Source organism: Ruixingdingia sedimenti, from assembly GCF_031432425.1.
GTDB classification, from domain to species: Bacteria; Pseudomonadota; Alphaproteobacteria; order Rhodobacterales; family Rhodobacteraceae; genus Ruixingdingia; species Ruixingdingia sedimenti.
In genome coordinates, this window is record NZ_JAVKPH010000017.1 from 53,923 (window position 1) to 75,015 (window position 21,093).

The following is a 21,093-nucleotide window of genomic DNA, read 5'->3' on the forward strand; positions in this document are numbered from 1 at the left end:
GCGAGAAGCGCCCGCCATGGGCGGGGCGGGCGCTGGCCGGGGGCTTGGGGCCCCCGGCCGGGGCAGCGGAGTCCGCAGGATATGGCGAAGGCGCGCGCCTTCGCCAGCCAGAGCGGCGGTGCTGAACGCGGGCCCGCCGCGTCGGGCGTCAGTCGTTCTTCAGCGCATTGGCCGCATCCGCCACCGCGCCCAACTGCCCCTCTGCCGACGCATAGGAATTGCGGAAGAGCGACAGCCCCCCGTCCACCGGCAGCGCCACGCCCGTCACCCAGGCAGAAGCGTCGGAGCCCAGATAGACCGCGGCCTCGGCGATGTTCTTGGTATCGCCCGCCACCGGCAGCGCCTGCATGCGCGCGAAACGGCTCAGGTCCAGGTCCATCGCGTCGCCCATATTGGCGTCGCCCCCCACATGGCCCGACCAGATCGAGGTCGGATAGGCGCCCGGGATGATCACGTTGACGCGGATCAGGTCCTTGCCCAGTTGCAGCGCCGCATAGCGCCCCATGTGGATCACCGCGCCCTTGCCGATCGTATAGGCATAGGGGCCCGACCCGCCGAGCGCCATGCACGACGCCGAGGAGGTCAGGATGATCGACCCGCCGCCGCGCTTGCGCATCGGCGGGATGGCATGCTTGATCGCCAGCATCGAGGCGCGCACCAGCATCGCCTGCGTATCGTCCCAGCCGGTCACGCTGATCTCGTCCAGCGGCGTGTTGTCGCCCACGGCGGCGGCGTTGTGATACATGATGTCGAGACCGCCGAAGGCATCCACCGCCATCGCCACCGCGGCCTTCCAGTCCTCTTCCTCGCGGATGTCGCAGCGGGCAAAGCGCATCGCGCCGCCGAGGCGCTTTTCCATCGCCAGGCCCTTTTCGACCTGGATGTCGGCCACGACGACCTTCGCGCCTTCCTTGACGTAAAGCTCCGCCGCCGTCAGCCCCATGCCCGACACACCGCCGGTGATGATCGCAACCTTGCCTTCCAGACGTCCCGCCATGTTCCTCGCCTTTCGTTTGACCGCTGTCGTTGACCGGCGGCAGGCACCCGCCGGCCGCCCCGCGCCGCACCCTAACGCGGGGCGTGGGGCGGGCCTGTCCCTGTGGCGGGGGGCGGGCGCGACGCTTTGCCGCATATAGGCTGCCCCCACAAGATTCCGCGCGACAGGCGCAACCACCAGGGAGGAACCGCCATGAAAATGTTTCTGGGCATCGCCGCCGGCGCGGCCATGCTGCTGTCCACCGGCATCGCCGGGGCCGAAAGCGTCACGCTGCGCTATTCGTCCTGGCTGCCCCCGACGCATCACGTGAACCTCAACGTGATGAACCCCTGGTTCGAGGAAATCGAGAAGGTGACCGAAGGCCGGGTCAAGGTCGAAACCCTGCCCAAGATGGTCGGCACCCCGCAAAGCCAGTTCGACGTGGTGCGCGACGGGCTGGCCGACATTTCCTTCATCGTGCCCGGCTACAGCCCCGGCCGCTTCGTTCTGGCGGAAATGGCCGAACTGTCCTTCGTCGGCAACGACGCCCGCCTGTTCGCGCCGATCTTCAACAAGATCTACCGCGAGGATCTGGCCGGCGCGAACGAATTCGCCGAGGTGGAGCTGATGACGCTCGTCTCCAACTCTCCGGGCCAGATCGGCACCACGCAGAAGCCGGTGAACTCCATCGCCGACATGAAGGGGCTCAAGCTGCGCTCGACGGGCACCTACACGACCGAACTGCTGAACATCGTGGGCGCCACGCCGATCCTGAAATCCTCGGCCGAAGCCTATGAGATGCTGACCACCGGCACCATCGACGGCAGCATGGCGCAGCGGGAAACCGTCAAGAACTTCAACATGATGGACCTGCTGAAATACTACAACGTCATCCCCGGCGGGGTGTTCAGTTCGGCGCTGGCGATCATCGCGAACAAGGACGCCTGGGGCAGGATCTCCGAGGCCGACCGCGCGGCGATCGACGCGATCTCGCACGAAAAGCTCGCGCTGGCGCTCGGGACGACCTATTACAACGCCGATGCGGATGCCGAGGCGACGATGCGCGCGACGCCCACGATGACGATCAACGTGGTTCCCGACGCCTTCGTGGCCGAACTGCGCGAGGCGGTGAAACCGCTGGAGGCCGCCTGGGTCGAACGCGCCAAGGCCAAGGGCATCGCCGATCCGGCCGCGGTGCTGCAACGCTTCCGCGACGAGGTGGCGGCGGCAGAGGCGGCGGCGAAATAAGCAGGCAGGCAGGAAACCGGCGGGCGGCCCCTTGCCGGGGGCCGCCCGTTTCGTTTCAGTCGGGCAGCCATTCCTCCAGCGTGACCTCGAAGGTCATGCAGACCGGGTTCGCCCCGGCGACGAAGGGCCCGCCGTGCACGCGGCCTTCGGGGTCGGCCACCACGCCGGTCAGCCGTGCGGCGATGGCGCCGGTGGCATCGGTGCGCACCTCGCCGGCAAGGCTGACGATTTCCACCGCGGGGCCCGCGATCTGCTGGTGCCCGCCATCGGCCCGCGCCAGCACCGCATCCACCAGCGAACCGAGCGCGCCGCGCACGAAGGCATGGCGGAACCCGCGTTCGAGGCAGAGCTTTTCCACCCCCACCACCAGATCCTCGTTCGGCGCGATGCGGGCATAGGCCACGCGCCCCATGCGGCCGGTTTCCACGCCTTCAGTCATCGCCGCGCCTGCGGGGCTGGAACAGGGCGATGTTGGTTTCCGGGTCGTGGGTCTGGCGGATTTCGAAATCCTCGATCACCGTGACCAGCACCGGGATCGGCGCGGGGCCGACAATGCTGCGTTCGGGCAGGATATGGCCGCCCGCCATCGCCCCCGCGCCGGTGCGCAGGACGGCATGGCAATGGACCAGCACCGCCCCGGTCAGCCCGCGGCCGATGGTGGCATTGCCGAAGATCATCGTGGCGGCGCCCGCGTCGATCGGGTCGGAATAGGCGATCACCGCGCGGCCCTGCGGATCCGGCGGCGCGACGCAGTAGAAAAGCTGCGCGAAGCCGCCGCCGAGGATGGTGGTCGAGGCGGCGGCGATCCCACGCCGCGCCAAGGGCTCCACCAGCGCGGCATGCAGGCTGCGCCCCGGTTCCAGCATCAGCCGCAAGTGGCGGGCATGGGGCGATTCCATGCTGTGGATGCGCACCGGCGCCGCGCGGCCCGGATGGACCAGCGTGCGCGGGCGGGGATGCGCGGCGGGATGGATGGGCATGGTGATTCCCCCTGATGTTCCATAGGGTTGTACGGCGTCATACACATATCGCGCGAAGGGTGGCCTTGACCCCAGATTACGCCGCCCCGCGCCACAGGTGCTTTCGAACTTTGCCCGCGCAGGGGGACAGCGCAGCAGGCGGTTTTGCCCTAGCGTCAGCGGGCAGAAGATCGTTTCGCACCGCAGGGAGGCACCCGGGCATGAAGCCGCTCGACCGGATCGACCGCAAGATCCTGATGGCGCTGCTGGAGGATTCGCGGATTTCCAACAGCCAGCTGGCGGAACGGGTGGGCCTGTCGCCAAGCCCCTGCTGGCAGCGCGTGCGGCGGCTGGAATCCGAAGGATACATAACGGGTTACACGGCGATCCTCGATCAATCCCTGCTTGGCGCGGGGGAAACGGTGATCATCGAGGTGACGCTCGACCGCCATGACGACGAGACGCTGGAAAACTTCGGCCGCGTGCTCGCGGATCTGCCCGAGGTGCTGGAGGTCTATCTGACCACGGGGGCCTATGACTATCTGCTGAAGGTCGCGGTCAGCGGCACGGCGGGATACGAGGAATTCCTGCGTAAGAAGCTCTACAAGGTGCCGGGGATCCGGCAGTCGCGGTCGAGCTTCACGCTGAAATGCCTCAAGCGCGCGCATTCGGTGCCGCCGACCGCGCTCGGCTGAGCAGGCGCCGGGGCTTGTCCCGGCATCTGGCGGAACAGGTGTCAATACCGCCCCGCAACCGGCTGGACCACAAATAAAAACCCGACCGCGCGGCGGGCGCGGCCGGGTCTGTCGGGGCCATCAGAAGGGGGTCCGGCCCCGGCAGTTCCTTATTCGGCCGCAGCAACCGCGGCGCGGTATTCGTCCAGCACGGCGCGCGGATCTTCGGCGCCGGCCTTCCTGGCCTCTTCGATCCACAGATCCTCGATCGGGGCCAGCTTCTGTTGCAGTTCGGCGACGAAGGCGTCGGAGGCGGTCTGGATCTTGTAGCCCGCATCCTCCATCGCCTTGATGCCGGTGGCATCCTGATCGAGGTAGATCCCCGCCACCTTGGGCACCATCACCGAGCCGGAGATCGCCCGGATCGCCGCCTGATCCTGTTCCGAGATCTTGGCCCAGGTATCGGGGTTGATGATCATCGCGTGCAGCGCCGTGGCCAGGCCGCCGGGCACGATGGTGTAATGGTCCATCAGGTCGAGAGAATTGGTCGACTGCGGCGTCTCGCCCAGCATCAGGCTGCCGTCGATGGCGCCGGAGGCCAGCATCTCGAACGCCTCGGTCGAGGATTTCACGATCGGCACGCCGCCCAGAAGCTCCAGCGATTTCGCGGCGTAGTCCGACGCCACGCGCAGCTTGAGCCCCTTCATGTCGGCCAGCGAGGCGACTTCACGGGTCTTGGTGGCGATGTTGATCGCGGTGATGTTCCACAGGCCGAGCAGTTCGACGCCCTTGAACTCGTTCACGGCGCCGAAATGCTTCACATAGGTGTCGTAGTAGATGCGGGCGTGTTCGGGCTTGGTGATCGCGTTGAACGGCAGTTCGCCGAACTGCGCCAGCTTGAACCGGCCGGGGGTATAGCCGAGAACGATCCAGCTCATGTCCGCCAGCCCGTCGCGCACCACGTCGAACTGCGCCGCGGGGGTGCCGACGACCTTGGGCAGGATGTCGATCTTCACCCGGCCCTCGGTGACCTGCTCGATTTCCGCCAGATAGGGCTTGAGCGCATTTTCCAGATACCAATGCCCCGGCGGCACCCAGGAGGAATAGCGGATCGTGACATCGGCCGCGGTGGCGGCACCTGCGGCGAGCGCCAGCGCGGCGGCGGCCGTGGCGGCCTTGAGAAGGGTCTTGAGCATGGGATCTCCGTCTGACTGGGGCGCGGCGGCGGCGGGGCCGCCCGGCTGTGCCTTTCCTACGCCGCCGGGCGTGGGGCGGGCAGTCCCCCCTTCAGGTGACAGCGGTGAATTCCTGCGCCTGCCCGGTGTCCGAGGCGCGCTGGATCGCCGCCAGCATTTCCTGCCAGCGCAGGGCATGGGCGAAATCGGCGGTGACGGGCGGCCCGCCGCGCAGGGCACGGGCGAGTTCCACATAGTTGTGGCCCAGATAGCGTGCCGGGCCCTCGGGGATGCCGATGCCATAGCTGGCGGGCACCGGCAGCGGGCGCAGCACCGGCTCGCCCCGCCGCGCGCCGGATACCGACAGCGCCACGCGATGCAGGTTGGCCGCGCCCGGCGCGCTCAGCACCAGATCGCCCGCCGTGCCGTTGATTTCCAGCCGCGCATAAGAGGTCGCGGGCGCAGCACCCCCCCGGATATGGACCGAAACCACCGCGCCCCCGTCGAGCAGCCCCGCGATCAGCACCTGATCGGGCGCGGTCTTGGCGATTTCTTCCCCCGTCGGTGCGATCCGCGCCACCGGATGCTGGTTCGACACCACGGCCGAGAACCGGCGCAACCCGCCCACGGCGTGGCACATCGCCTCCAGCGCCTGCCCGGCGGCGATGGTCAGGATCGTGGCGCCATTGGCCGCATCGGCGGTATAGGCGTTGCCCGGGGTCTCGTCGGGGCCGAAATTCGCCTGCGTGACCTTCATCGTGACCGATACGATGCGGCCCACGTAGCCTTCGGCGATCAGGTCGCGGGCATAGCGGATGGCCTCGTTCTGGCGGCCCTGAAGGCCGATCATGTTGACGACGCCCGCCGCCTGCGTGTCGGCCAGCGTCCGGCGCGCCTCTTCGACCGTCGCGCCGAGCGGCCATTCGCAATAGACCGCCTTGCCCGCCGCCAGCGCCGCCTGCACCATCTCGCCATGCAGGGGCGTGCGCACGGCGATGGCGACCAGATCGACGGCCGTCGAGGCCGTCATCGCCCGCGCATCCCAGAAGGCATGGGGCACGCCGAAGGCCGCCGCCGCGGCGCGCGCGGTTTCCTCCCGCGTGGTGCAGAGCGCGGCGAGTTCGTATTCCGGCAGATGCTGCAACGCGGGCACATGCGCGCGCGTTCCCCAACTGCGCGCGGGATCCACGCTCGCCCCGATCAGCCCGACACGGATGGGTTCCATCGCCCCCGCCCTCCCTGCTTCAGTCCTGTTTGCTCAGCCCCGGCCCGATCAGCACGCCCTTGAACGTGTCCAGCGTGACCAGCGGGTTGAAGTAGAAACGGTTGAGCGCGATCCGCCCGTCGCGCAGGCGGAACAGCGCGACATAGCGGTTGTCGTAGATCTTGCCGGTCTCGTTCACCCGGCTGACGCCGCGCGCCTCGATGATCACGCAATCGGGGTCGGTGGTCTGGTGGGCGTCATAGATGGTGAACACCATGTCCGAGCGGTTGGCGAACATGCGGCGGTAATCCGCGACCACCTCGTCGCGCCCGGTCAGCGCCGCGGTCAGACCGTCGAAGCCGAAGGGATGTTCCTGCACCGCATCCTCGGTCCAGATCTGCGCGAAGGCGTCGAGGTCGCCCTTCATCAGCAGGGTGAAGAACTGGAGCGCGGTGGCGATGCCGGGCGTGGCGGGGGTGAAGGCGTCGGCGCGGGTGGGCATGTCGGTTCTTTCCGGTCAGAGGATTTCGAAGATTTCGTAGATGACCATCATCCCCTCGCGCCGGCCCACGCCCACGGTCATGATGCCGTTGAGCCAGGCATAGCGGGGATCGCCGGTTTCGAACCAGGGGGCGTTGCGCAGGTAATAGTCGGTCCACGGCACCTGTTCGCCCGCCAGCAGGCGGTCCGACACCTCCTGGCTCGCGGTACGGATGCCGCGGTAATAGATCAGCACCCGCGCGCCATCGTGGGTTTCCAGCAGCACCCGCACATCGGGATGCCATGCGCCATCGGCGCGCTGCGTCAGGCTGTCGTTGCCGCCGGGCAGGATGATGCCCGACAGGCGCGGGCCGGTGAAGGTGCCGCCCCTGAGCATGTCGAAACGGCGGTTGCCCACGGGCGTGACGCCCGCCGGCATCGGGCGTTCGACCTCGATCGCCAGCGTGCCGAGGAAACGGTGGTCGAGGCGGGCGGGGGGCGGAACGGCGGTCATGGGCCCCTCAGCGATGCGCGTCGAAACCGCCCGCGAAGGCCTTCATGAAGGCCAGCGGGTTGACGTATTCCTTGAGCGAGACGAGATGCCCGTCCTGCGCGCGGAAGATGCAGACATAGCTGTTTTCATAGACCTTGCCGGTTTCCCCCACCAGCGAGCGCGCATGCGCCTCGACGATCACGGTGCCGGGGTCGGTGGTGCGGTGCAGCGCATCGACCCAGAACACATGGTCGCGCCGGTTGGCAAAGGCAGCGCGGTAATGTGCCATGATCTCTTCCCGGCCGCGGAAGGCGTCGGTGACGAAATTGCCGAAACCCTCGGGCTTGAAGGGGATTTCCTGCACCGCCTCGGGGTGCCAGAGCTGCTCGAACGCATCCAGTTCGCGCCGCATCAGCAGGGTGAAATACGACAGCGCAAGGCGTTCGGCCTCGTCCTTCGGGGTGATCTCGTCGGCGCGGCGGGTGGGGACGGTGGCGGTCATGGGGGCTCCTCAGGCGAAACGGGCGGTGACGCGGCCCAACACGCCGAAATCGGCGGTGGCGGTGGCGCCGGGGTGGATGGGCAGGGGGGCCGCGCAGGTGCCGGTCGTCACCACCTGCCCCGCGCGCAGGCCGGGGCCGAACTGCGACAATTCGTTGGCGAGCCAGGTCAGCGCGAGCCGCGGGTCGCCCAGGACATTGGCGCCCGAGCCTTCGGCGACCTCGCCGCCCTCGACCCAGGCGGTGACGCGGTGGGTGGACAGGTCCAGCGCGCGCCAGTCGGCGGCGGTGGCGCCCGCCAGCACGAACCAATGCGCGCAGGCGTTGTCGGCGATCAGCTGCGCCGCGCCGACACGGGCGAAATCGGCATAGCGGGAATCGGGGATTTCCAGCGCCGCATGGACACTGGCGACCGCCGCCATCACCTCGGGCGGTTCATAGGGCGCGGCGCGGGGCGGCAGGTCGGCGCGCAGGCGAAAGGCGAATTCGGGTTCGGCCACCGCCATGTGGTTCACGCCCGCGGGCACCGTGCCGCCCGAGGCGATCACCCGATGCGCCAGCAGCCGGCCCGCCAGCGGCCCGTCCACCCCAATATGCGCCTGCCCCGCGGCCGAGGTCGCGGCCAGCTTCCAGCCGTAAAGCGGCCCCGGCGCCGCACGTTCGGCCAGCGCCTGGATGGCATAGCCCCCGGCCCGCGAGGCGGGGCGCAGGTCGTCGGGCAGCGCCGCGATCACCTGCCCCCGCGCCCAGAGGCCGAGCAGCAGGTCGGATGCCGCCTGCGCCCCGCCCCCGGTCACGAGGTCAGCCCGCCCCGGGCGCGTTCGGCATAGACGAAATCCTGCCGGTCGCGCCGGCCCACCGTCCAGTCGGCGCCGAATTTCGGCCCGTTCTCGGGCACTTCGGACATCATCGTGTTGTCGAACACCACCGTGCGCTCGGCGATCTTCCAGCGGCCGCCGCGGCGCTCGAACCGGTCGACATAGCGGGCGAAGGCCAGAAGGTCCGTCGCCGTCCCCGCCTTGCCGCTGGCGCCGCCCGCCAGCGCCGCAAGCCCCGCCGTGCCCTCTGCCGGATAGCGCTGGCAGGTGAGGTTGTAGGTTTCCACCACCGCGCTGTCGGGGCCGGTGAACTCGATCAGCATGTTGGCGACGATATGCATCGACATGGCGACCGACCTGTGCCGCCCGCGGATCCATTCGATCAGCCCGTCGACGCCGCCGGTGTAGAGGCCGTGGTTGTCGATGGCATCGGTATGGAACACCTCGCGGATCGCGTCGTAGTCCAGCCGGTCGATGGCGCGGGTCCAGCGGTACATGACATCCTGGATCTCGGCGCGGTCGGCCAGACGGGCGGGGGAATAGGCGTCGCTCATGGGGGCCTCCTGAAGTTGGATGGCCCATCATTGCGCCCTGCCCGCCTTCCCGCCTGCCCCCGCGCCGGGTGACAGGATTAACCACGCCTGTGGGTGGCGGCGACGCGGGCGATCTCCTCATAGATCCCCGACAAAAGGTTGAGCGCCTGCGTCGCCTCGGTCAGCCGTTCGGCGAAACCGGGCACATTTGCGATGGCGGCGATCAGCAGGCGGCGGCGCAGGGCGCCGTAATCCTCGGTCACGCGGCGGCCTTCCGCTGTCACCTGATAGGTCACGCCCGACCGCCCGGCCCCGCGCCGTTCCACCAGCCCCGCCGCGATCAGCTTGCGCAGCGAATACTGGATGTTCGGCACATCGTCGCGGTTCGTCAGCCGCGCGAGGTCCTTCATCGTCTTGGGCCGCTCGTTCATGCGGATGATGTGCAGCATCGCGTTTTCCGGCCCCGTCGCCGCCAGATCGCAGACCGAGGCAAGGCATTCCGACTGCCAGCGCGCGAATCCCTCGGCCGTGCGCATCAGCGCGAATTCAAGCTCCGTCGTCGCCACCTCGTCGGGGCTCTGCGCCAGATGCCAGCGGTAGTCGAGCCCCGGCGCGCCGGAATCGTTTTGAATTTCAAGCGTTTTCCGCGCCATGCCCGGCCCCCTTCCGCAGCCCCCAGACTGGCCCGCCAAACCCGTTGACGCAATGCGATTTTACGATAGACTTTCAAACATAAAATAACACCAAAACCCCAACCAACAGGATGACCCCGATGTCCGACGCCCCGATGCTGACCGGCGATCACTTTCGCCTGGGCACCTTTTCGACCAACTGTTCCTCCGGCATGACGGTGACGAAGGTCCCCGAACGCTGGCAGAACAGCTGGGACAACAACCTGCGGCTGGCGAAGATGCTGGACGCCGCGGGGATCGACTTCATGCTGCCGATCGCGCGCTGGATCGGCTATGGCGGGGAAACCGATTTCCACGGCGGCGTGCTGGAAACGATGACCTGGGCGGCGGGGCTCTTGGCCTCGACGCGGAACCTGACCGTCTTCGCCACCATCCACACCAGCGCCAACCACCCGGTGGTGGTGGCCAAGCAGATCGCCACCCTCGACCAGATCGGCAAGGGCCGGGCGGGGCTGAACATCGTCGCGGGCTGGAACAAGCCGGAATACGAGGCATTGGGCCTGACCCTGCCCGACGACCACGAAACCCGCTACGGCTATGCGCAGGAATGGTTCGACGTGATCCGCAGGCTCTGGACCTCCACGGAACGGTTCGACTGGGAAGGCACGCATTTCCGGCTGAAGAATGTCAAGGGCGATCCCCGGCCGATGCGCGGCACGGTGCCGATCCTGAATGCGGCCGGATCGCCGCAGGGGCGCGAATTCGCCACCGACAACGCGAACTTCCTCTTCACCCCCGCGATCGACCTCGCCCGGTCGGAAACCGAAATCGCCGCGCTGAAGGCGCAGGCGGCGGCCAAGGGGCGCAAGGTGGGGGTGCTGACCTTCAGCCATGTCGTCTGCCGCCCGACCGAGAAAGAGGCGAAGGACTGGCTGAAATACACCGTCGACGACAACGCCGACTGGGAGGCGACCGACAACCTCGTGCGGCTCCAGTTCGCCCATGCCCACAGCTTCCCGCACGACCTGCTGGCCCAGATCCGCTACGCTATGGCGGCGGGCCACGGCGGCTTCCCCCTGACCGGCACGCCGGAACAGGTGGCCGATGGCATAATCGCGCTGCACAGGGCGGGCTTCGCCGGATCGACGCTCAGCTTCGTCGATTACGCCGAGGAATTCCCCTATTTCCGCGACAACGTGCTACCGCTGTTGGAACAGGCCGGCATCCGCCCGCCGGTGGCGCAGGCGGTGGCGGCGGAATAGCGCGCGCCCCATCCCCGGCGGCGGTGCGGGCGGACAGGTTGCTGGCCTCCGGCGGGGATATTTAGGGACAGAAAGTGGAAACGCCCCGCTCCATCACCGGAACGGGGCGTCACTTCCTGTCGCGGTCATCGGCGTCCCCGCCTGTACCGCAGGATCAGCTTCGCCAAGCGCGGTTAACTTCGGGTTAAAAAAACCGCGCCTTCACTTTCTGTCCGAAAATATCCTCAGGGGGTGAATTGGCGCAGCCAAGAGGGGGCAGAATGCCCCCTTTCCTCCTTTCAGACAAAGCTGCGGATGGTCTGGATCGCACCGTCCAGCGCCTTTCCCGCCTCGTCCTGCAACGCCGCCTCGCGCAGGCGGCGGGTCCAGTCGGCGGCGTCGGGGCGGTCGGCCAGCAGCGCCACGGCCGCCGTCACCCGGTCGAATTTCGACAGGCCGCGGGCATGGGTGTCGGAATAGCCCTTGATCAGGCGGCGGCAGCGGATGACCTCGACGGCAAGGTCGTAGTTGCGCGCGCGATAGCCCTCGGCCAGCGCCAGCCAACGGTCCAGATGCGCCTGTTCCAGCGCATGGCGGCGGCTGATCCGGCGCCAGCCGCGCAGGCCGCCCAGAACGTAAAGCTGGGCGAAGGCGCGCAGGCTGTCGCTGCGCAGCCGCCGGCCCTTGTTCACCCGCCGGTCGATCCACGCCATCAGCCCGGGCCGCGCCTCGACCCAGGCGCCGAGCCGGGCGGGGAAAAGGCCCACGATTTCCTCGGCCCGCGGGTGCATGAATTCGGTGATCTGCATCACCGTATCCCCCGCCACCCCCATCTCGCGCCGCACCCGCGCCATGCGGGCGGCGCGGGTCTTGAGGTCGGCCACCCGGATCACATCGTCATAGGCCATCGCATTGGCGATATATTTCGCCGCCTCGCGCGCCAGCGCGTAATCCTGCGCCGGGTCGTCCAGCGCCAGCACGCGGGCCAGCCGGTCGAGGTATTCCGCGCCATAGGCGGTATCCTGGAAATCCACCACCTTGCGCAGGCCGGGTGCCGCCAGTTCCGCCACCGGGGCGGGCAGGTCGGCCACACGGTCGGTCAGGCGCTGCCATTCGTATTGCAGCCCGTCGGGGCCGCGCGGGGCGGCTGCGGCGGGGGCCCCCGGGGGGACCGGGGGGGCCGTTTCGGCCCCCCCGGCCTCCGCCGCCGCAAAACCGGCGTCGAAGGCGCGCAGGCTCGGTTCCACCCCCTTGCCGGAGGCGCGGATGGCGGCCTCGAACGCCGCGCGCGGGAAGGGCAGCGCGCCCGATCCCGCCAGCGCACCGAAGAGGGACGCCGAGATGACCGAGCCCGCCTTGACCGCCGCGCCTTCGAAATCCGCCATCACCAGCCGCTGCGCGGCGATCCCGGCCGCCGCGCGCACCTCTTCGGAACTGGCGATGCCGTCGCCCGGCGCCATCTTTTCGCTGACCGCCAGCGCGCGATGGGTCGAGGCGATCAGGGTGGTGCGGTCGGGCGTCACGAAACCGCGGATGATCGCGCGCCCGGCCTCCATCATTTCCGCCGCGATCAGCACATCCACGTCGCCGCCGGCGGGGGCCAGCGAAAAGACCGGCTGCCGCCCGGTCGCGGGGGCCATTTCCACATAATAGATCGTGGCCCCCGTGCGCTGCGCCACCCCGGCGACGGATGTCGCCTGCGCGACATAGCCGTTGGCGCGGGCCAACTGCTCGATCCAGCCGGTCAGCACGCCGCCGCCCTGCCCGCCCACCGCCATCACGGCGAGCTTGAGGATGCCGTCCACGCGGGGATCGCGGGCGCGGGGGGTCAGGATCGGGGTCTGGTCGGTCATGCCGCGTCTCCGAATTCGAGCCGGCCGCCCGCGCGGCGCGCCTGCAACCAGCCGATGACGCGCGCGCGCCATGCGGCGCGGCGGCGTTCCCACCGGCCGGGGTTGTGCACCACATCGGCGCGGTAGAACGAGGGGCAGAGCACGGCGGCATCCGCCACCTCGCCGCAGTTGCCACAGCCGACACAGGTCTGGTCGATCGAGGCCACCGGATCGTCGCGCAGGGGATCGTCGAGCCGTTTCAGCGACAGCGAGGGGCAGCCCGACAGGCGGATGCAGGCGTGATCGCCGGTGCACACATCCTCGTCCACGCCGAAGCGGGGCGCCTCGACCCGCCTTCCTTCCCTGATGGCCTTGGCGCGCAGGGGTTTTTCGCGGCGCTGGCGGTTCAGCATGCATTCCGAGGACGCGACGATGACCTTGGGCCCGTCGTAATCGGTGGTCAGCGCCTCGGTGAACACCTCGCGCATCTTCTTGACGTCATAGGTGCGGTTCACCTGCCGCACCCATTTGACGCCGACGCCTTTCAGCGCCTCGGAAATCGGGTGCTGGGTGGCCTTGGTCGGGTTGTCGGCGCGCGAGGACAGGACATCCTGCCCCCCCGTCGCCGCGGAATAGTAGTTGTCGACGATGACGGCCACGGAATCCGACTTGTTGAACACCATGTTGCCGATCGAGGTCGAGAGCCCGTTGTGCCAGAACCCGCCATCCCCGATGATGGAGATCGCGCGTTTCTCGCCCCCCCCGTCGAAGGCGGCGTTCGACGCCGGGCCGAGGCCATAGCCCATCGTCTGCCCCCCGATCTCGAACGGCGGCAGCGAGGCGAAGAGGTGACAGCCGATGTCGGCGGAAATCTGGTGTTCGCCCAGATCCCGCTGCGCCAGTTTCAGCGCCGCGAAGATCGGCCGTTCGGGGCAGCCGGTACAGAAGCCGGGCGGGCGGATCGGCACGGTTTTCGTCAGGTCGGGCACCGGCACGGCGGGGGCGTTCGGCGCGCGCACCTGACCGGGCAGCAGATGGGGGGCGGTTTCGCGCAAAAAGGCGGTCACGCTGTCCAGCATCACCTGCCCGGTATATTCGCCCGCCATCGGAAAGACGTTCTTGCCGTAGAGCCTGACCGTGCTGCCCGCGCGGTAAAGGTAGGTGGACAGCTGCTGTTCGATGAACTCGGGCTGGCCTTCCTCGACCACCAGCACGGCCTCCTTGCCGGCGCAGAACTCGAGGAACTCCGCGCTGACCAGCGGATAGGTGACGTTCAGCACGTAAAGCGGCACCTCGGTGTCGCCGTGGATGTCGGCCAAGCCCAACCGTTGCAGCGCGCGGATGACGCCGTTGTACATGCCGCCCTGCACCACCAGCCCGACCTTGCCGCCCTCGGGGCCGAAGCGTTCGTTCAGGCCGCGGTCGCGGATGAAGGCCTCGGCCGCGGGCCAGCGGTTCTTCACCTTGTCCTGTTCGTGCTGGTAGGACATGGGCGGCAGCACCACGCGGCTGAAATCGCGGCGCGGGTTGGCCAGCGCGTCGCGCACCGTCAGGGCGGGCGGGCGGTTGTCGCGGGTAGGGAAGCTGCCGGTGACATGGCAGGACCGGATGCGCACCATCAGCATCACCGGCGTATTCGACGCCTCGGACAGGTCGAACCCGTCGCCCACCGCCTTGACGATCGAGGGCAGGTTGGGACGCGGGTCCAAGAGCCAGAATTGCGATTTCATCGCAAAGGCATGGCTGCGTTCCTGCATGATGCTGGAGCCTTCGCCATAATCCTCGCCCACGATCACCAGCGCGCCGCCGTTCACGCCCGAGGACGCGAGGTTCGCCAGCGCGTCCGAGGCGACGTTGACCCCGACGGATCCCTTGAACGTCACCGCGCCGCGGATCGGGTAATGGACCGATGCCGCCAGCATCGCCGCCGCCGCGGCCTCGGACGCGTTCGCCTCGAACCGCACGCCCAGTTCGGCCAGCAGGTCCTGCGCATCGGCCAGCACATCCATCAGATGGCTGATCGGCGCGCCCTGATAGCCGCCGACATAGCCCACGCCGTTTTCCAGCAGCGCCTTGGTGATGGCGAGGATCCCCTCGCCGGTGAAGGTCTGGCCGGTGCCGAGCCGCAGATGCTCGACCTCTGCCTTGAAGGAACGTTCCGCCATGCTTGCTTCCTCCTCCGACCGGGGGCCCGGGTCAGATCTCGTGCTTGCGTATGTTGCCCAGCATCTTTTGCAGCGTGCCCACGAAGGCGCGGCGTTCGCCCTCGGGGATGCCGCGGAACATGCGGGCATAGCTTTCGGCCATATGCGGCCAGATCGCGTCGAAGGCGGCGCGGCCCGCGTCGGTGACATAGACGCGGGTGGCGCGGCTGTCGGCGGTGTCGGCCTCGCGCCGCACCATGCCGTCGGCGGCCAGCTGGTCCAGCGCGCGCGACAGGGTGGATTGTTCCACCACCGCATAGACCGCCAGTTCCCGGATCAGCGGCCCGTCGATCACCGTCAGCACCGCCAGCGCGCGCATCTTGGCCGTGGTCAGGCCCAGTTTCGTCATCTGTTCGCGCAGGGCGGCGTTGTAGCGGCCCATGATGCGGTTCATCAGGTAGGGCGCATAGTTCGACAGCCCGATTTCGCCCAACCGGGGCACGGGTTCGGCGATCAGCGGCCCCGGGGTTCCGTCGTTCATGCGCCAAGCCCCTTCGCCGCCAGAAAGCCCGACCCGCCGCCAAGCCCCGGCCCCGGATGGGTGGAGGCGCCGATATGCACCAGCCCCCGCACCATGCCGGTGCCGTTGGTGGAATGGGCGAAGGGCCGCCACAGGAAGAACTGGTCGATGGAACAGGCCCCGCCATAGGGATCGCCGCCGACGAGGTTGACGTTCATCGATTCGAGATCCGCGGGCGAATAGGCGCGGCGGGCCAGTCTGATGGCGGCGAAGTCCTTGATGTGGCGGGCAAGGATGCCCTCGATCCGATCGGCGAAGGCTTCGCGGGTGGCGTCATCCCATTCCCGGCCCGGGATCGCGCCCGCCGCATCGCCCTTGATCGTGCGGGGCGCGTCGGGGATCTGCAACCACAGCACCGCCTTGCCCGGCGGACAGCGGGTCGGGTCCAGCCGGTGGGGCTGGCCGACGCAGATGGTGGGGGTTTCGGGCAGAAGGCCGCGTTCGGCCTCGTTGGCGGATTTCGACACCGCGTCGATGCCGTCCGACAGATGGATCAGCGCCACATCGTCCAGCCCCGGCGTCAGCCATTCCGGCGCACGGTCCAGCGCGAAATGCAGCTGGAAGTCCCCGCGCCCGTGGCGGAACGCCTGCGCCGCTGCGCGATCCTCGGGCAGGGTCACATCGCGCAGCAACCGGCCGTAAAGCTGCCCCGGCGCGACGGATGCCAGCACCGATTTCGCCGCGATCCGTTCGCCCCCCGCAAGCACCACCCCGGCGACATGGCCGTTTTCGACCACGATCCGGTCCACATCCGCGCCGGTGCGGATGGCGCCGCCCTGTTCCTCGATCAGCCGCCGGAACGCCTGAACCGCCGCCCCCGCGCCGCCCTTGACCACGGGCGCCCCCGCGGCCTCCAGCGCGAAGGCGATGACCTTGCCCATCTGCGCCGAATAGGCGCTTTCCGGGGTCAGCCCGCAATGCAGCACCCAGGGTGCCCACAGGGCCTGCACCAGCGGGCTGGTGTATCCCGTTTCCAGCCAGCCCCGCGCCGGCGCCAAGGCCGACCCCATCCAGGCCGCCAGCCCCCGCGCGCCGCGCCTGCGCACCTGCCCCGCCAGCAGCCGCAGCGTCGGCCAGGACCAGAGCCGCCCGCCCAGTAGCGCGAAGAGGAAGGGCGCGTCCGCCTCGATCCCGCCCACATCCGCGGCATGGCGCGCGCCGTCGCCCGGCGCCAGCGCGTCGAAGGCCGCCACGTTCGCCGCGCGGTCCATCGTCAGCACCAGCGCCGTGCCATCGGGGCGCAGCACGGCGGTGGGGTGGCGGGCATGGCAGAATTCCAGCCCGTGGCGCGCCAGATCGCCCGCCAGCGCGGCATAGGCGGGCGAGGTCAGGAACAGCACGAAGGTGGCCGCCATCACGTCATGGTGGAAGCCGGGCAGCGTCGCCTCTTCCGTCCGCATGCAGCCGCCGGGGCGGCCTTCGCGTTCCAGCACCAGCACGCGCCGGCCCTTTTTCGCCAGCAGCGCCGCGGCGACCAGCCCGTTGATGCCGGACCCGATGATGACGTGATCGACGGCGGCCATCCCCTACCCCTTCGGCACCAGCGCCAGCGCGCGGATGGGCGAGCCGGTGCCGTTCGCGATCTTGAGCGGCGCCGCGATCAGGATCGCGCCCTTGGGCGGCAGTTTCGACAGGTTGGCAAGGCTCGCCAGCCCGAAGCGGTTGTTGGCATGCAACAGGTTGTGCGCCGGAAACGGCGGCGTCATCCCCCCCGCCTGCCCGGCATCGGTGCCGATGCATTGGGTGCCCCAGCCGACGATGCCCTTTTCGACCAGATACTGGATCACCTCGGCCGTCGGCCCCGGGGTATGCGGGCCGGTCGCGTCGGCGTTGAGGAACCTGCCCTCGTCATCGGCGTACCGGTCCCAGTCGCTGCGCATCACCACCCATTCGCCGGGGTTGATCGCGCCGTGCTTGGCCTCCCACGCCTTCACATGGTCCACGGTCAGCAGGAAATCCGGGTCCGCCGCCGATTCGGCCGAACAGTCGATCACGTTCACCGGCGCCACCAGCCGCTGCACCGACAGCGTGTCGGTATAGCCGTCGGCGTAATCCTTGCCGGTGATCCAGTGGTGCGGCGCGTCGAAATGGGTGCCCGAATGTTCGCCGACCTTGAGCCAGTTCCACGCCCAGAAGGGGCCATCGGAATCATAGTCAGAAATCTTGTGGATCTCGATCTTGGGCGTGTCCCTGGCCAGTTCCGGCGGCAGTTTCAGCAAGGGCGTATCCGGGCCGAGCCTGCCGGAACAATCCACCACCTCGATCCCGCCGGACAGAATCATCCGCCCCAGGTTTTCCAGCACATTCGCCGCAGTCATCCCGTCTCTCCCTGTCGTTGCGGGGGCTGTGCCCCGTTCGTGGATTATGCTGGACAGGTTTACGTGCATTTGCAAGTATCTTCGCACAACCTTGCGGGGAGACGCCGTGACACCGACGCATGATGCGATCCTGATCGGGGCGGGCCACAACAGCCTGGCCTGTGCGCTGCACCTGGCGGCGCGGGGGTGGAACGTCGGTATTTACGAACAGGCGGCGGAACCGGGGGGCGCGGTGCGCACGGGCGAATACACCCTGCCCGGCTTTCGCCACGACTGGGGGGCGATGAACCTGTCGCTGTTCGCCGGATCGCCGTTTTCCAAGGCATATGGCGCGGAACTGGCCCGCCACGGGGCGGAATTCGCGCCGGTGGCGGATTGTTTCGCCAGCGTCTTTCCCGATGGCACATGGCTGGGGGTGTCCACCGATCCGGCCGCGACCGCGGCGCGGATCCGGGCGCTGTCGCCGCGCGACGCCGATACCTGGGCGCGGCTTCTGGCCGAATTCCCCGCCCGGGCCGAGGATCTTTCCGGGCTGCTGAATTCCCCGGCGCAGAAGCGTGCATTTGCATATTTCATGTTCAAACTTTTGCGGCGGCGCAGCATCGACGGCACGCTGGATCTGGGCCGGTTCCTGCTGTCCTCGCCCCGCCGCTGGCTGGAGGAAACGTTCGAGGATACCCGCGTCCACGCCCTGCTGGCCGCCTGGGGGATGCATCTCGACTTCGCGCCCGATGTCGCGGGGGGCGCGATGTTTCCCTATCTGGAAGGCATGGCGAACCAGAGCTTCGGCATGGTTCTGGGCAAGGGCGGCGCCGATACCATCACGCGCGCGCTGGTGGCGGCACTCGCGGCGCGCGGCGGGCAGGTGGAATGCAATGCCCCGGTGGCCCGCATCCTCCGCAGCGGCGGGCGGGCGACGGGGGTGGAACTGGCCGATGGCCGCCGCATCGCGGCGCGGCGCGCGGTGATCGCCAATGTCGCGCCCCGGGCGCTGGACGGGCTTCTGGGCGGCGGCACCGGCGAGGCGCGTTTCGACGCCGCGATGCGGGGGTTCGACCACGCGCCGGGCACGATGATGATCCACCTCGCGCTGTCGGATCTGCCCGGCTGGACCGCCAGCCCCGACCTGCGCCGCTTCGCCTATGTCCATGTCGCCCCGACCCTCGACCAGATGGCGCGCACCTATGCGCAGGCGAAGGCCGGTCTGCTGCCCGACGAACCCGTGCTGGTCGTGGGCCAGCCCACCGCCATCGACCCCACCCGCGCGCCCGAGGGGCGGCATGTGCTGTGGTTGCAGGTGCGCATGGCGCCGGGAACGATCCGGGGCGATGCGGCCGGAAAGATCGCCGCCACCGATTGGGCGGGCGCGGCCGAACCCTTCGCCGACCGCGCGCTCGACCTTCTCGACGCGCATGCGCCGGGGATCCGGGGCCTGATCCTTGCCCGCCGCATCGTCACGCCGGCGGAGTTGGAGGCCGACAACCCCAACCTCGTCGGCGGCGATCAGGTCTGCGGCAGCCATCACCTGTCGCAGCATTTCCTTTTCCGCCCCGCCCGCGGCCATGCCGACGGCACCACCCCGGTCGCGGGCCTGCACCTGACCGGCGCCGCTGTCTGGCCGGGGGGCGGCACCGGCGCGGGGCCGGGGTTCAACCTCGCGCGCAAGCTTGCCGGGGGCTGAACCCGGTCACGAACAAGAACAGACACCAACAGGGAAACGACCATGAAACTCTCACGCCGCAGCCTGCTGCAACTTTCCGCCGCCAGCATCACCGCCAGCGCGTTCGCCCTGCCCCGGCTGGCGCTGGCACAGGGGATCGACGAGCTGGTGATCGCCTACAACGTCACCCTGCCCTCGTGGGATCCGACCACGGGGCCGAGCGGGGTGAACCCCACGATCCAGGGCATCTACCAGTCGGTGTTCGACCAGTTCATCCTGCAACAGCCCGACCTCAAGCCCGCCCCCGGCCTGCTGACGGAATGGGGCTGGAACGACGACCGGACGCAGGTCTGGATGACGGTGCGCGAGGGCGTGAAATGGCACGACGGATCGGATTTCACCGCCGAGGACGTGGCATGGAGCCTCGCCCGCGTCGCGAAACCCGAAACCGGCAGCCCGATCCAGTTCGTCTGGGGCACGCTGGAAAACCACCGGGTCGAGGGCAACCGCGTGGTGGCCGATGTGAAGCAGTTCGACCCCACGATCTTCAAATGGATGTATTTCCTGACCGGCTATGTGCTGCCCAAGGCGTATTACGAAAAGGTGGGTGCCGAGGGCTTCGAGGCCGCGCCCATCGGCACCGGCCCCTATATGGTCGAGAAGTTCGAGCGCAACGCCTATGTCCGCCTGAAGGCCAACCCCGACTACTGGGGCGGCAAGCCCGAGTTCGACACCGTGACGATCAAGTTCGTGACCGATGCGGCGAGCCGGGTGGCCGAGGTGGAATCGGGCAATGCCCATGTCACGCTGGAAATGCCCTATGAGGAATACGACCGCCTGAAGGGCAAGACCGGGCTGGCCGGGGTGGCGGAGCCGATTTCCGACATCGGCATGATCTTCTTCAACGACATCGACGCGATGCTGGACCCGAACGTGCGCAAGGCCGCCGTGCTGGCGGTGGACAAGCAGACGATCATCGACCGGCTGCTGTCGGGCTATGGCGTGGTCATCGACACGCTGGAAACGCCGGAATACGACGCCTTCGACGCCTCGATCAAGACGCCCTACGACCCGGAAAAGGCCAAGGAACTGCTGGCGGCCTCAGGCTATGGCCCCGACAATCCGGTGAAGTTCAAGATCCAGACCACCCGCGGCTTCAAGCCCAAGGATTACGAGATGGTGCAGGCCATCGTCGGCCTCTGGCGCCGGGTGGGGATCGAGGCGGAGATCGAGGTCTACGAGATCGCCAAGCATTACGAACTGCGCGCCGCCGACCAGTTGGCCCCCGCGGCCTTTTACAACTGGGGCAACTCGGTCGCCGATCCCACGACCTCGACGGGGTTCGCGATGTACGGGCCCTCGCCGCATTCGGTCTGGGACGGGCAGGAACTGATCGACATGATCAACCCGCTGTGGGGCGAACCCGACGAGGCGAAGCGGATCGAGGGCTGGAAAGGCGTCAGCAAATATATCGCCGACGAGGCGCTGGTGCTGCCGCTGCTGCAATATGTCCAGCCGATCCTGCATGACGCGCGGGTCAAGGTGGTGCCGCATGCCTCGGGCGCGCTGTTGCCGCATTTGATGACGCGGGCCTGATAGGCGGCGTTGGCCTGATGGAGAGGCCGG

Annotated in this window: 21 protein-coding genes; 5 read left to right on the forward strand and 16 right to left on the reverse strand. The window is 68.5% G+C overall.

Going from position 1 to position 21,093, the window contains the following annotated elements; all coding sequences use genetic code 11:
• Positions 1 to 148: 148 nt before the first annotated feature.
• Complete coding sequence (locus RGD00_RS14435; RefSeq protein WP_310458048.1) at positions 149 to 997, reverse strand: SDR family NAD(P)-dependent oxidoreductase; 849 nt, start codon at positions 995 to 997, stop codon at positions 149 to 151.
• 192 nt (positions 998 to 1,189) lie between these two features.
• Between RGD00_RS14435 and RGD00_RS14440 the strand changes: the two genes are divergently transcribed.
• Complete coding sequence (locus RGD00_RS14440; RefSeq protein WP_310458049.1) at positions 1,190 to 2,224, forward strand: TRAP transporter substrate-binding protein; 1,035 nt, start codon at positions 1,190 to 1,192, stop codon at positions 2,222 to 2,224.
• Between the two features lie 55 nt (positions 2,225 to 2,279).
• Here RGD00_RS14440 and RGD00_RS14445 read toward each other — a convergent pair whose 3' ends face one another.
• Positions 2,280 to 2,663 (reverse strand): PPC domain-containing DNA-binding protein, encoded by a 384-nt coding sequence (locus RGD00_RS14445; protein WP_310458050.1) that lies wholly within the window; start codon positions 2,661 to 2,663, stop codon positions 2,280 to 2,282.
• A complete protein-coding gene (locus RGD00_RS14450) occupies positions 2,656 to 3,204 on the reverse strand; it encodes a PPC domain-containing DNA-binding protein (RefSeq protein WP_310458051.1) in 549 nt (182 codons plus the stop codon). The genes RGD00_RS14445 and RGD00_RS14450 overlap by 8 nt, the downstream gene beginning before the upstream one ends.
• A 200-nt stretch (positions 3,205 to 3,404) precedes the next feature.
• On the opposite strand from RGD00_RS14450, the gene RGD00_RS14455 reads away from it, so the two are divergent.
• Positions 3,405 to 3,878 (forward strand): Lrp/AsnC family transcriptional regulator, encoded by a 474-nt coding sequence (locus RGD00_RS14455; protein ID WP_310458052.1) that lies wholly within the window; start codon positions 3,405 to 3,407, stop codon positions 3,876 to 3,878.
• A 149-nt stretch (positions 3,879 to 4,027) separates the two neighbouring features.
• Here RGD00_RS14455 and RGD00_RS14460 read toward each other — a convergent pair whose 3' ends face one another.
• The 8 genes from RGD00_RS14460 to RGD00_RS14495 all read right to left on the reverse strand — a co-directional run bounded on the left by RGD00_RS14460 (position 4,028) and on the right by RGD00_RS14495 (position 9,713).
• Complete coding sequence (locus tag RGD00_RS14460) at positions 4,028 to 5,053, reverse strand: TRAP transporter substrate-binding protein (RefSeq protein ID WP_310458053.1); 1,026 nt, start codon at positions 5,051 to 5,053, stop codon at positions 4,028 to 4,030.
• A 91-nt stretch (positions 5,054 to 5,144) separates the two neighbouring features.
• Positions 5,145 to 6,257: a Gfo/Idh/MocA family protein gene (locus RGD00_RS14465; RefSeq protein WP_310458054.1), complete on the reverse strand. Its 1,113-nt coding sequence runs from the start codon at positions 6,255 to 6,257 to the stop codon at positions 5,145 to 5,147.
• A 19-nt stretch (positions 6,258 to 6,276) separates the two neighbouring features.
• Positions 6,277 to 6,738, reverse strand: coding sequence for a nuclear transport factor 2 family protein (locus RGD00_RS14470; RefSeq protein ID WP_310458055.1), 462 nt, complete (start codon positions 6,736 to 6,738; stop codon positions 6,277 to 6,279).
• Positions 6,739 to 6,753: 15 nt separating this feature from the next.
• Positions 6,754 to 7,230 (reverse strand): DUF3237 domain-containing protein, encoded by a 477-nt coding sequence (locus RGD00_RS14475; protein WP_310458056.1) that lies wholly within the window; start codon positions 7,228 to 7,230, stop codon positions 6,754 to 6,756.
• 7 nt (positions 7,231 to 7,237) lie between these two features.
• Positions 7,238 to 7,711 carry a nuclear transport factor 2 family protein gene (locus RGD00_RS14480; RefSeq protein ID WP_310458057.1) on the reverse strand — a complete coding sequence of 158 codons (474 nt, stop codon included), beginning with the start codon at positions 7,709 to 7,711 and terminating at the stop codon, positions 7,238 to 7,240.
• Between the two features lie 9 nt (positions 7,712 to 7,720).
• Positions 7,721 to 8,506 carry a 2-keto-4-pentenoate hydratase gene (locus RGD00_RS14485; protein WP_310458058.1) on the reverse strand — a complete coding sequence of 262 codons (786 nt, stop codon included), beginning with the start codon at positions 8,504 to 8,506 and terminating at the stop codon, positions 7,721 to 7,723.
• Positions 8,503 to 9,081, reverse strand: a complete 579-nt coding sequence (locus RGD00_RS14490; protein ID WP_310458059.1) for a nuclear transport factor 2 family protein — start codon at positions 9,079 to 9,081, stop codon at positions 8,503 to 8,505. Before RGD00_RS14490 ends, RGD00_RS14485 begins: the two co-directional genes overlap by 4 nt.
• A 77-nt stretch (positions 9,082 to 9,158) precedes the next feature.
• Positions 9,159 to 9,713: a winged helix DNA-binding protein gene (locus tag RGD00_RS14495; RefSeq protein WP_310458060.1), complete on the reverse strand. Its 555-nt coding sequence runs from the start codon at positions 9,711 to 9,713 to the stop codon at positions 9,159 to 9,161.
• 119 nt (positions 9,714 to 9,832) lie between these two features.
• Between RGD00_RS14495 and RGD00_RS14500 the strand changes: the two genes are divergently transcribed.
• Complete coding sequence (locus RGD00_RS14500; RefSeq protein ID WP_310458061.1) at positions 9,833 to 10,954, forward strand: LLM class flavin-dependent oxidoreductase; 1,122 nt, start codon at positions 9,833 to 9,835, stop codon at positions 10,952 to 10,954.
• 278 nt (positions 10,955 to 11,232) lie between these two features.
• Here RGD00_RS14500 and RGD00_RS14505 read toward each other — a convergent pair whose 3' ends face one another.
• Genes RGD00_RS14505 through RGD00_RS14525 form a run of 5 tightly spaced genes read right to left on the reverse strand, consistent with a single transcriptional unit; the run spans position 11,233 to position 17,807 of the window.
• A complete protein-coding gene (locus RGD00_RS14505; protein ID WP_310458062.1) occupies positions 11,233 to 12,786 on the reverse strand; it encodes an indolepyruvate oxidoreductase subunit beta family protein in 1,554 nt (517 codons plus the stop codon).
• Complete coding sequence (locus tag RGD00_RS14510) at positions 12,783 to 14,930, reverse strand: thiamine pyrophosphate-dependent enzyme (protein WP_310458063.1); 2,148 nt, start codon at positions 14,928 to 14,930, stop codon at positions 12,783 to 12,785. Before RGD00_RS14510 ends, RGD00_RS14505 begins: the two co-directional genes overlap by 4 nt.
• A gap of 31 nt (positions 14,931 to 14,961) precedes the next feature.
• Complete coding sequence (locus RGD00_RS14515) at positions 14,962 to 15,450, reverse strand: MarR family winged helix-turn-helix transcriptional regulator (RefSeq protein ID WP_310458064.1); 489 nt, start codon at positions 15,448 to 15,450, stop codon at positions 14,962 to 14,964.
• Positions 15,447 to 17,012, reverse strand: a complete 1,566-nt coding sequence (locus RGD00_RS14520) for a phytoene desaturase family protein (RefSeq protein WP_310458065.1) — start codon at positions 17,010 to 17,012, stop codon at positions 15,447 to 15,449. Before RGD00_RS14520 ends, RGD00_RS14515 begins: the two co-directional genes overlap by 4 nt.
• A gap of 3 nt (positions 17,013 to 17,015) precedes the next feature.
• Positions 17,016 to 17,807, reverse strand: coding sequence for a cyclase family protein (locus RGD00_RS14525; protein ID WP_310458066.1), 792 nt, complete (start codon positions 17,805 to 17,807; stop codon positions 17,016 to 17,018).
• A gap of 106 nt (positions 17,808 to 17,913) precedes the next feature.
• Between RGD00_RS14525 and RGD00_RS14530 the strand changes: the two genes are divergently transcribed.
• Together RGD00_RS14530 and RGD00_RS14535 are read left to right on the forward strand one after the other, a co-directional pair.
• The gene (locus RGD00_RS14530) at positions 17,914 to 19,488 is read left to right on the forward strand and encodes a phytoene desaturase family protein (protein WP_310458067.1); all 1,575 of its coding nucleotides are present in this window, start codon (positions 17,914 to 17,916) and stop codon (positions 19,486 to 19,488) included.
• Between the two features lie 42 nt (positions 19,489 to 19,530).
• Positions 19,531 to 21,063 carry an ABC transporter substrate-binding protein gene (locus tag RGD00_RS14535; RefSeq protein ID WP_310458068.1) on the forward strand — a complete coding sequence of 511 codons (1,533 nt, stop codon included), beginning with the start codon at positions 19,531 to 19,533 and terminating at the stop codon, positions 21,061 to 21,063.
• The last annotated feature ends 30 nt before the right edge of the window (positions 21,064 to 21,093 follow it).

Excerpts from the sequence above, each read along its gene's own strand:
- RGD00_RS14490 (WP_310458059.1), bottom strand. The coding sequence starts at position 9,081 with ATGAGCGACGCCTATTCCCCCGCCCGTCTGGCCGACCGCGCCGAGATC.
- RGD00_RS14525 (WP_310458066.1), bottom strand. The coding sequence starts at position 17,807 with ATGACTGCGGCGAATGTGCTGGAAAACCTGGGGCGGATGATTCTGTCC.
- RGD00_RS14515 (WP_310458064.1), bottom strand. The coding sequence starts at position 15,450 with ATGAACGACGGAACCCCGGGGCCGCTGATCGCCGAACCCGTGCCCCGG.
- RGD00_RS14535 (WP_310458068.1), top strand. The coding sequence starts at position 19,531 with ATGAAACTCTCACGCCGCAGCCTGCTGCAACTTTCCGCCGCCAGCATC.
- RGD00_RS14455 (WP_310458052.1), top strand. The coding sequence starts at position 3,405 with ATGAAGCCGCTCGACCGGATCGACCGCAAGATCCTGATGGCGCTGCTG.
- RGD00_RS14465 (WP_310458054.1), bottom strand. The coding sequence starts at position 6,257 with ATGGAACCCATCCGTGTCGGGCTGATCGGGGCGAGCGTGGATCCCGCG.
- RGD00_RS14445 (WP_310458050.1), bottom strand. The coding sequence starts at position 2,663 with ATGACTGAAGGCGTGGAAACCGGCCGCATGGGGCGCGTGGCCTATGCC.
- RGD00_RS14495 (WP_310458060.1), bottom strand. The coding sequence starts at position 9,713 with ATGGCGCGGAAAACGCTTGAAATTCAAAACGATTCCGGCGCGCCGGGG.
- RGD00_RS14505 (WP_310458062.1), bottom strand. The coding sequence starts at position 12,786 with ATGACCGACCAGACCCCGATCCTGACCCCCCGCGCCCGCGATCCCCGC.
- RGD00_RS14440 (WP_310458049.1), top strand. The coding sequence starts at position 1,190 with ATGAAAATGTTTCTGGGCATCGCCGCCGGCGCGGCCATGCTGCTGTCC.
- RGD00_RS14480 (WP_310458057.1), bottom strand. The coding sequence starts at position 7,711 with ATGACCGCCACCGTCCCCACCCGCCGCGCCGACGAGATCACCCCGAAG.
- RGD00_RS14460 (WP_310458053.1), bottom strand. The coding sequence starts at position 5,053 with ATGCTCAAGACCCTTCTCAAGGCCGCCACGGCCGCCGCCGCGCTGGCG.
- RGD00_RS14470 (WP_310458055.1), bottom strand. The coding sequence starts at position 6,738 with ATGCCCACCCGCGCCGACGCCTTCACCCCCGCCACGCCCGGCATCGCC.
- RGD00_RS14520 (WP_310458065.1), bottom strand. The coding sequence starts at position 17,012 with ATGGCCGCCGTCGATCACGTCATCATCGGGTCCGGCATCAACGGGCTG.
- RGD00_RS14475 (WP_310458056.1), bottom strand. The coding sequence starts at position 7,230 with ATGACCGCCGTTCCGCCCCCCGCCCGCCTCGACCACCGTTTCCTCGGC.
- RGD00_RS14510 (WP_310458063.1), bottom strand. The coding sequence starts at position 14,930 with ATGGCGGAACGTTCCTTCAAGGCAGAGGTCGAGCATCTGCGGCTCGGC.
- RGD00_RS14500 (WP_310458061.1), top strand. The coding sequence starts at position 9,833 with ATGTCCGACGCCCCGATGCTGACCGGCGATCACTTTCGCCTGGGCACC.
- RGD00_RS14435 (WP_310458048.1), bottom strand. The coding sequence starts at position 997 with ATGGCGGGACGTCTGGAAGGCAAGGTTGCGATCATCACCGGCGGTGTG.
- RGD00_RS14450 (WP_310458051.1), bottom strand. The coding sequence starts at position 3,204 with ATGCCCATCCATCCCGCCGCGCATCCCCGCCCGCGCACGCTGGTCCAT.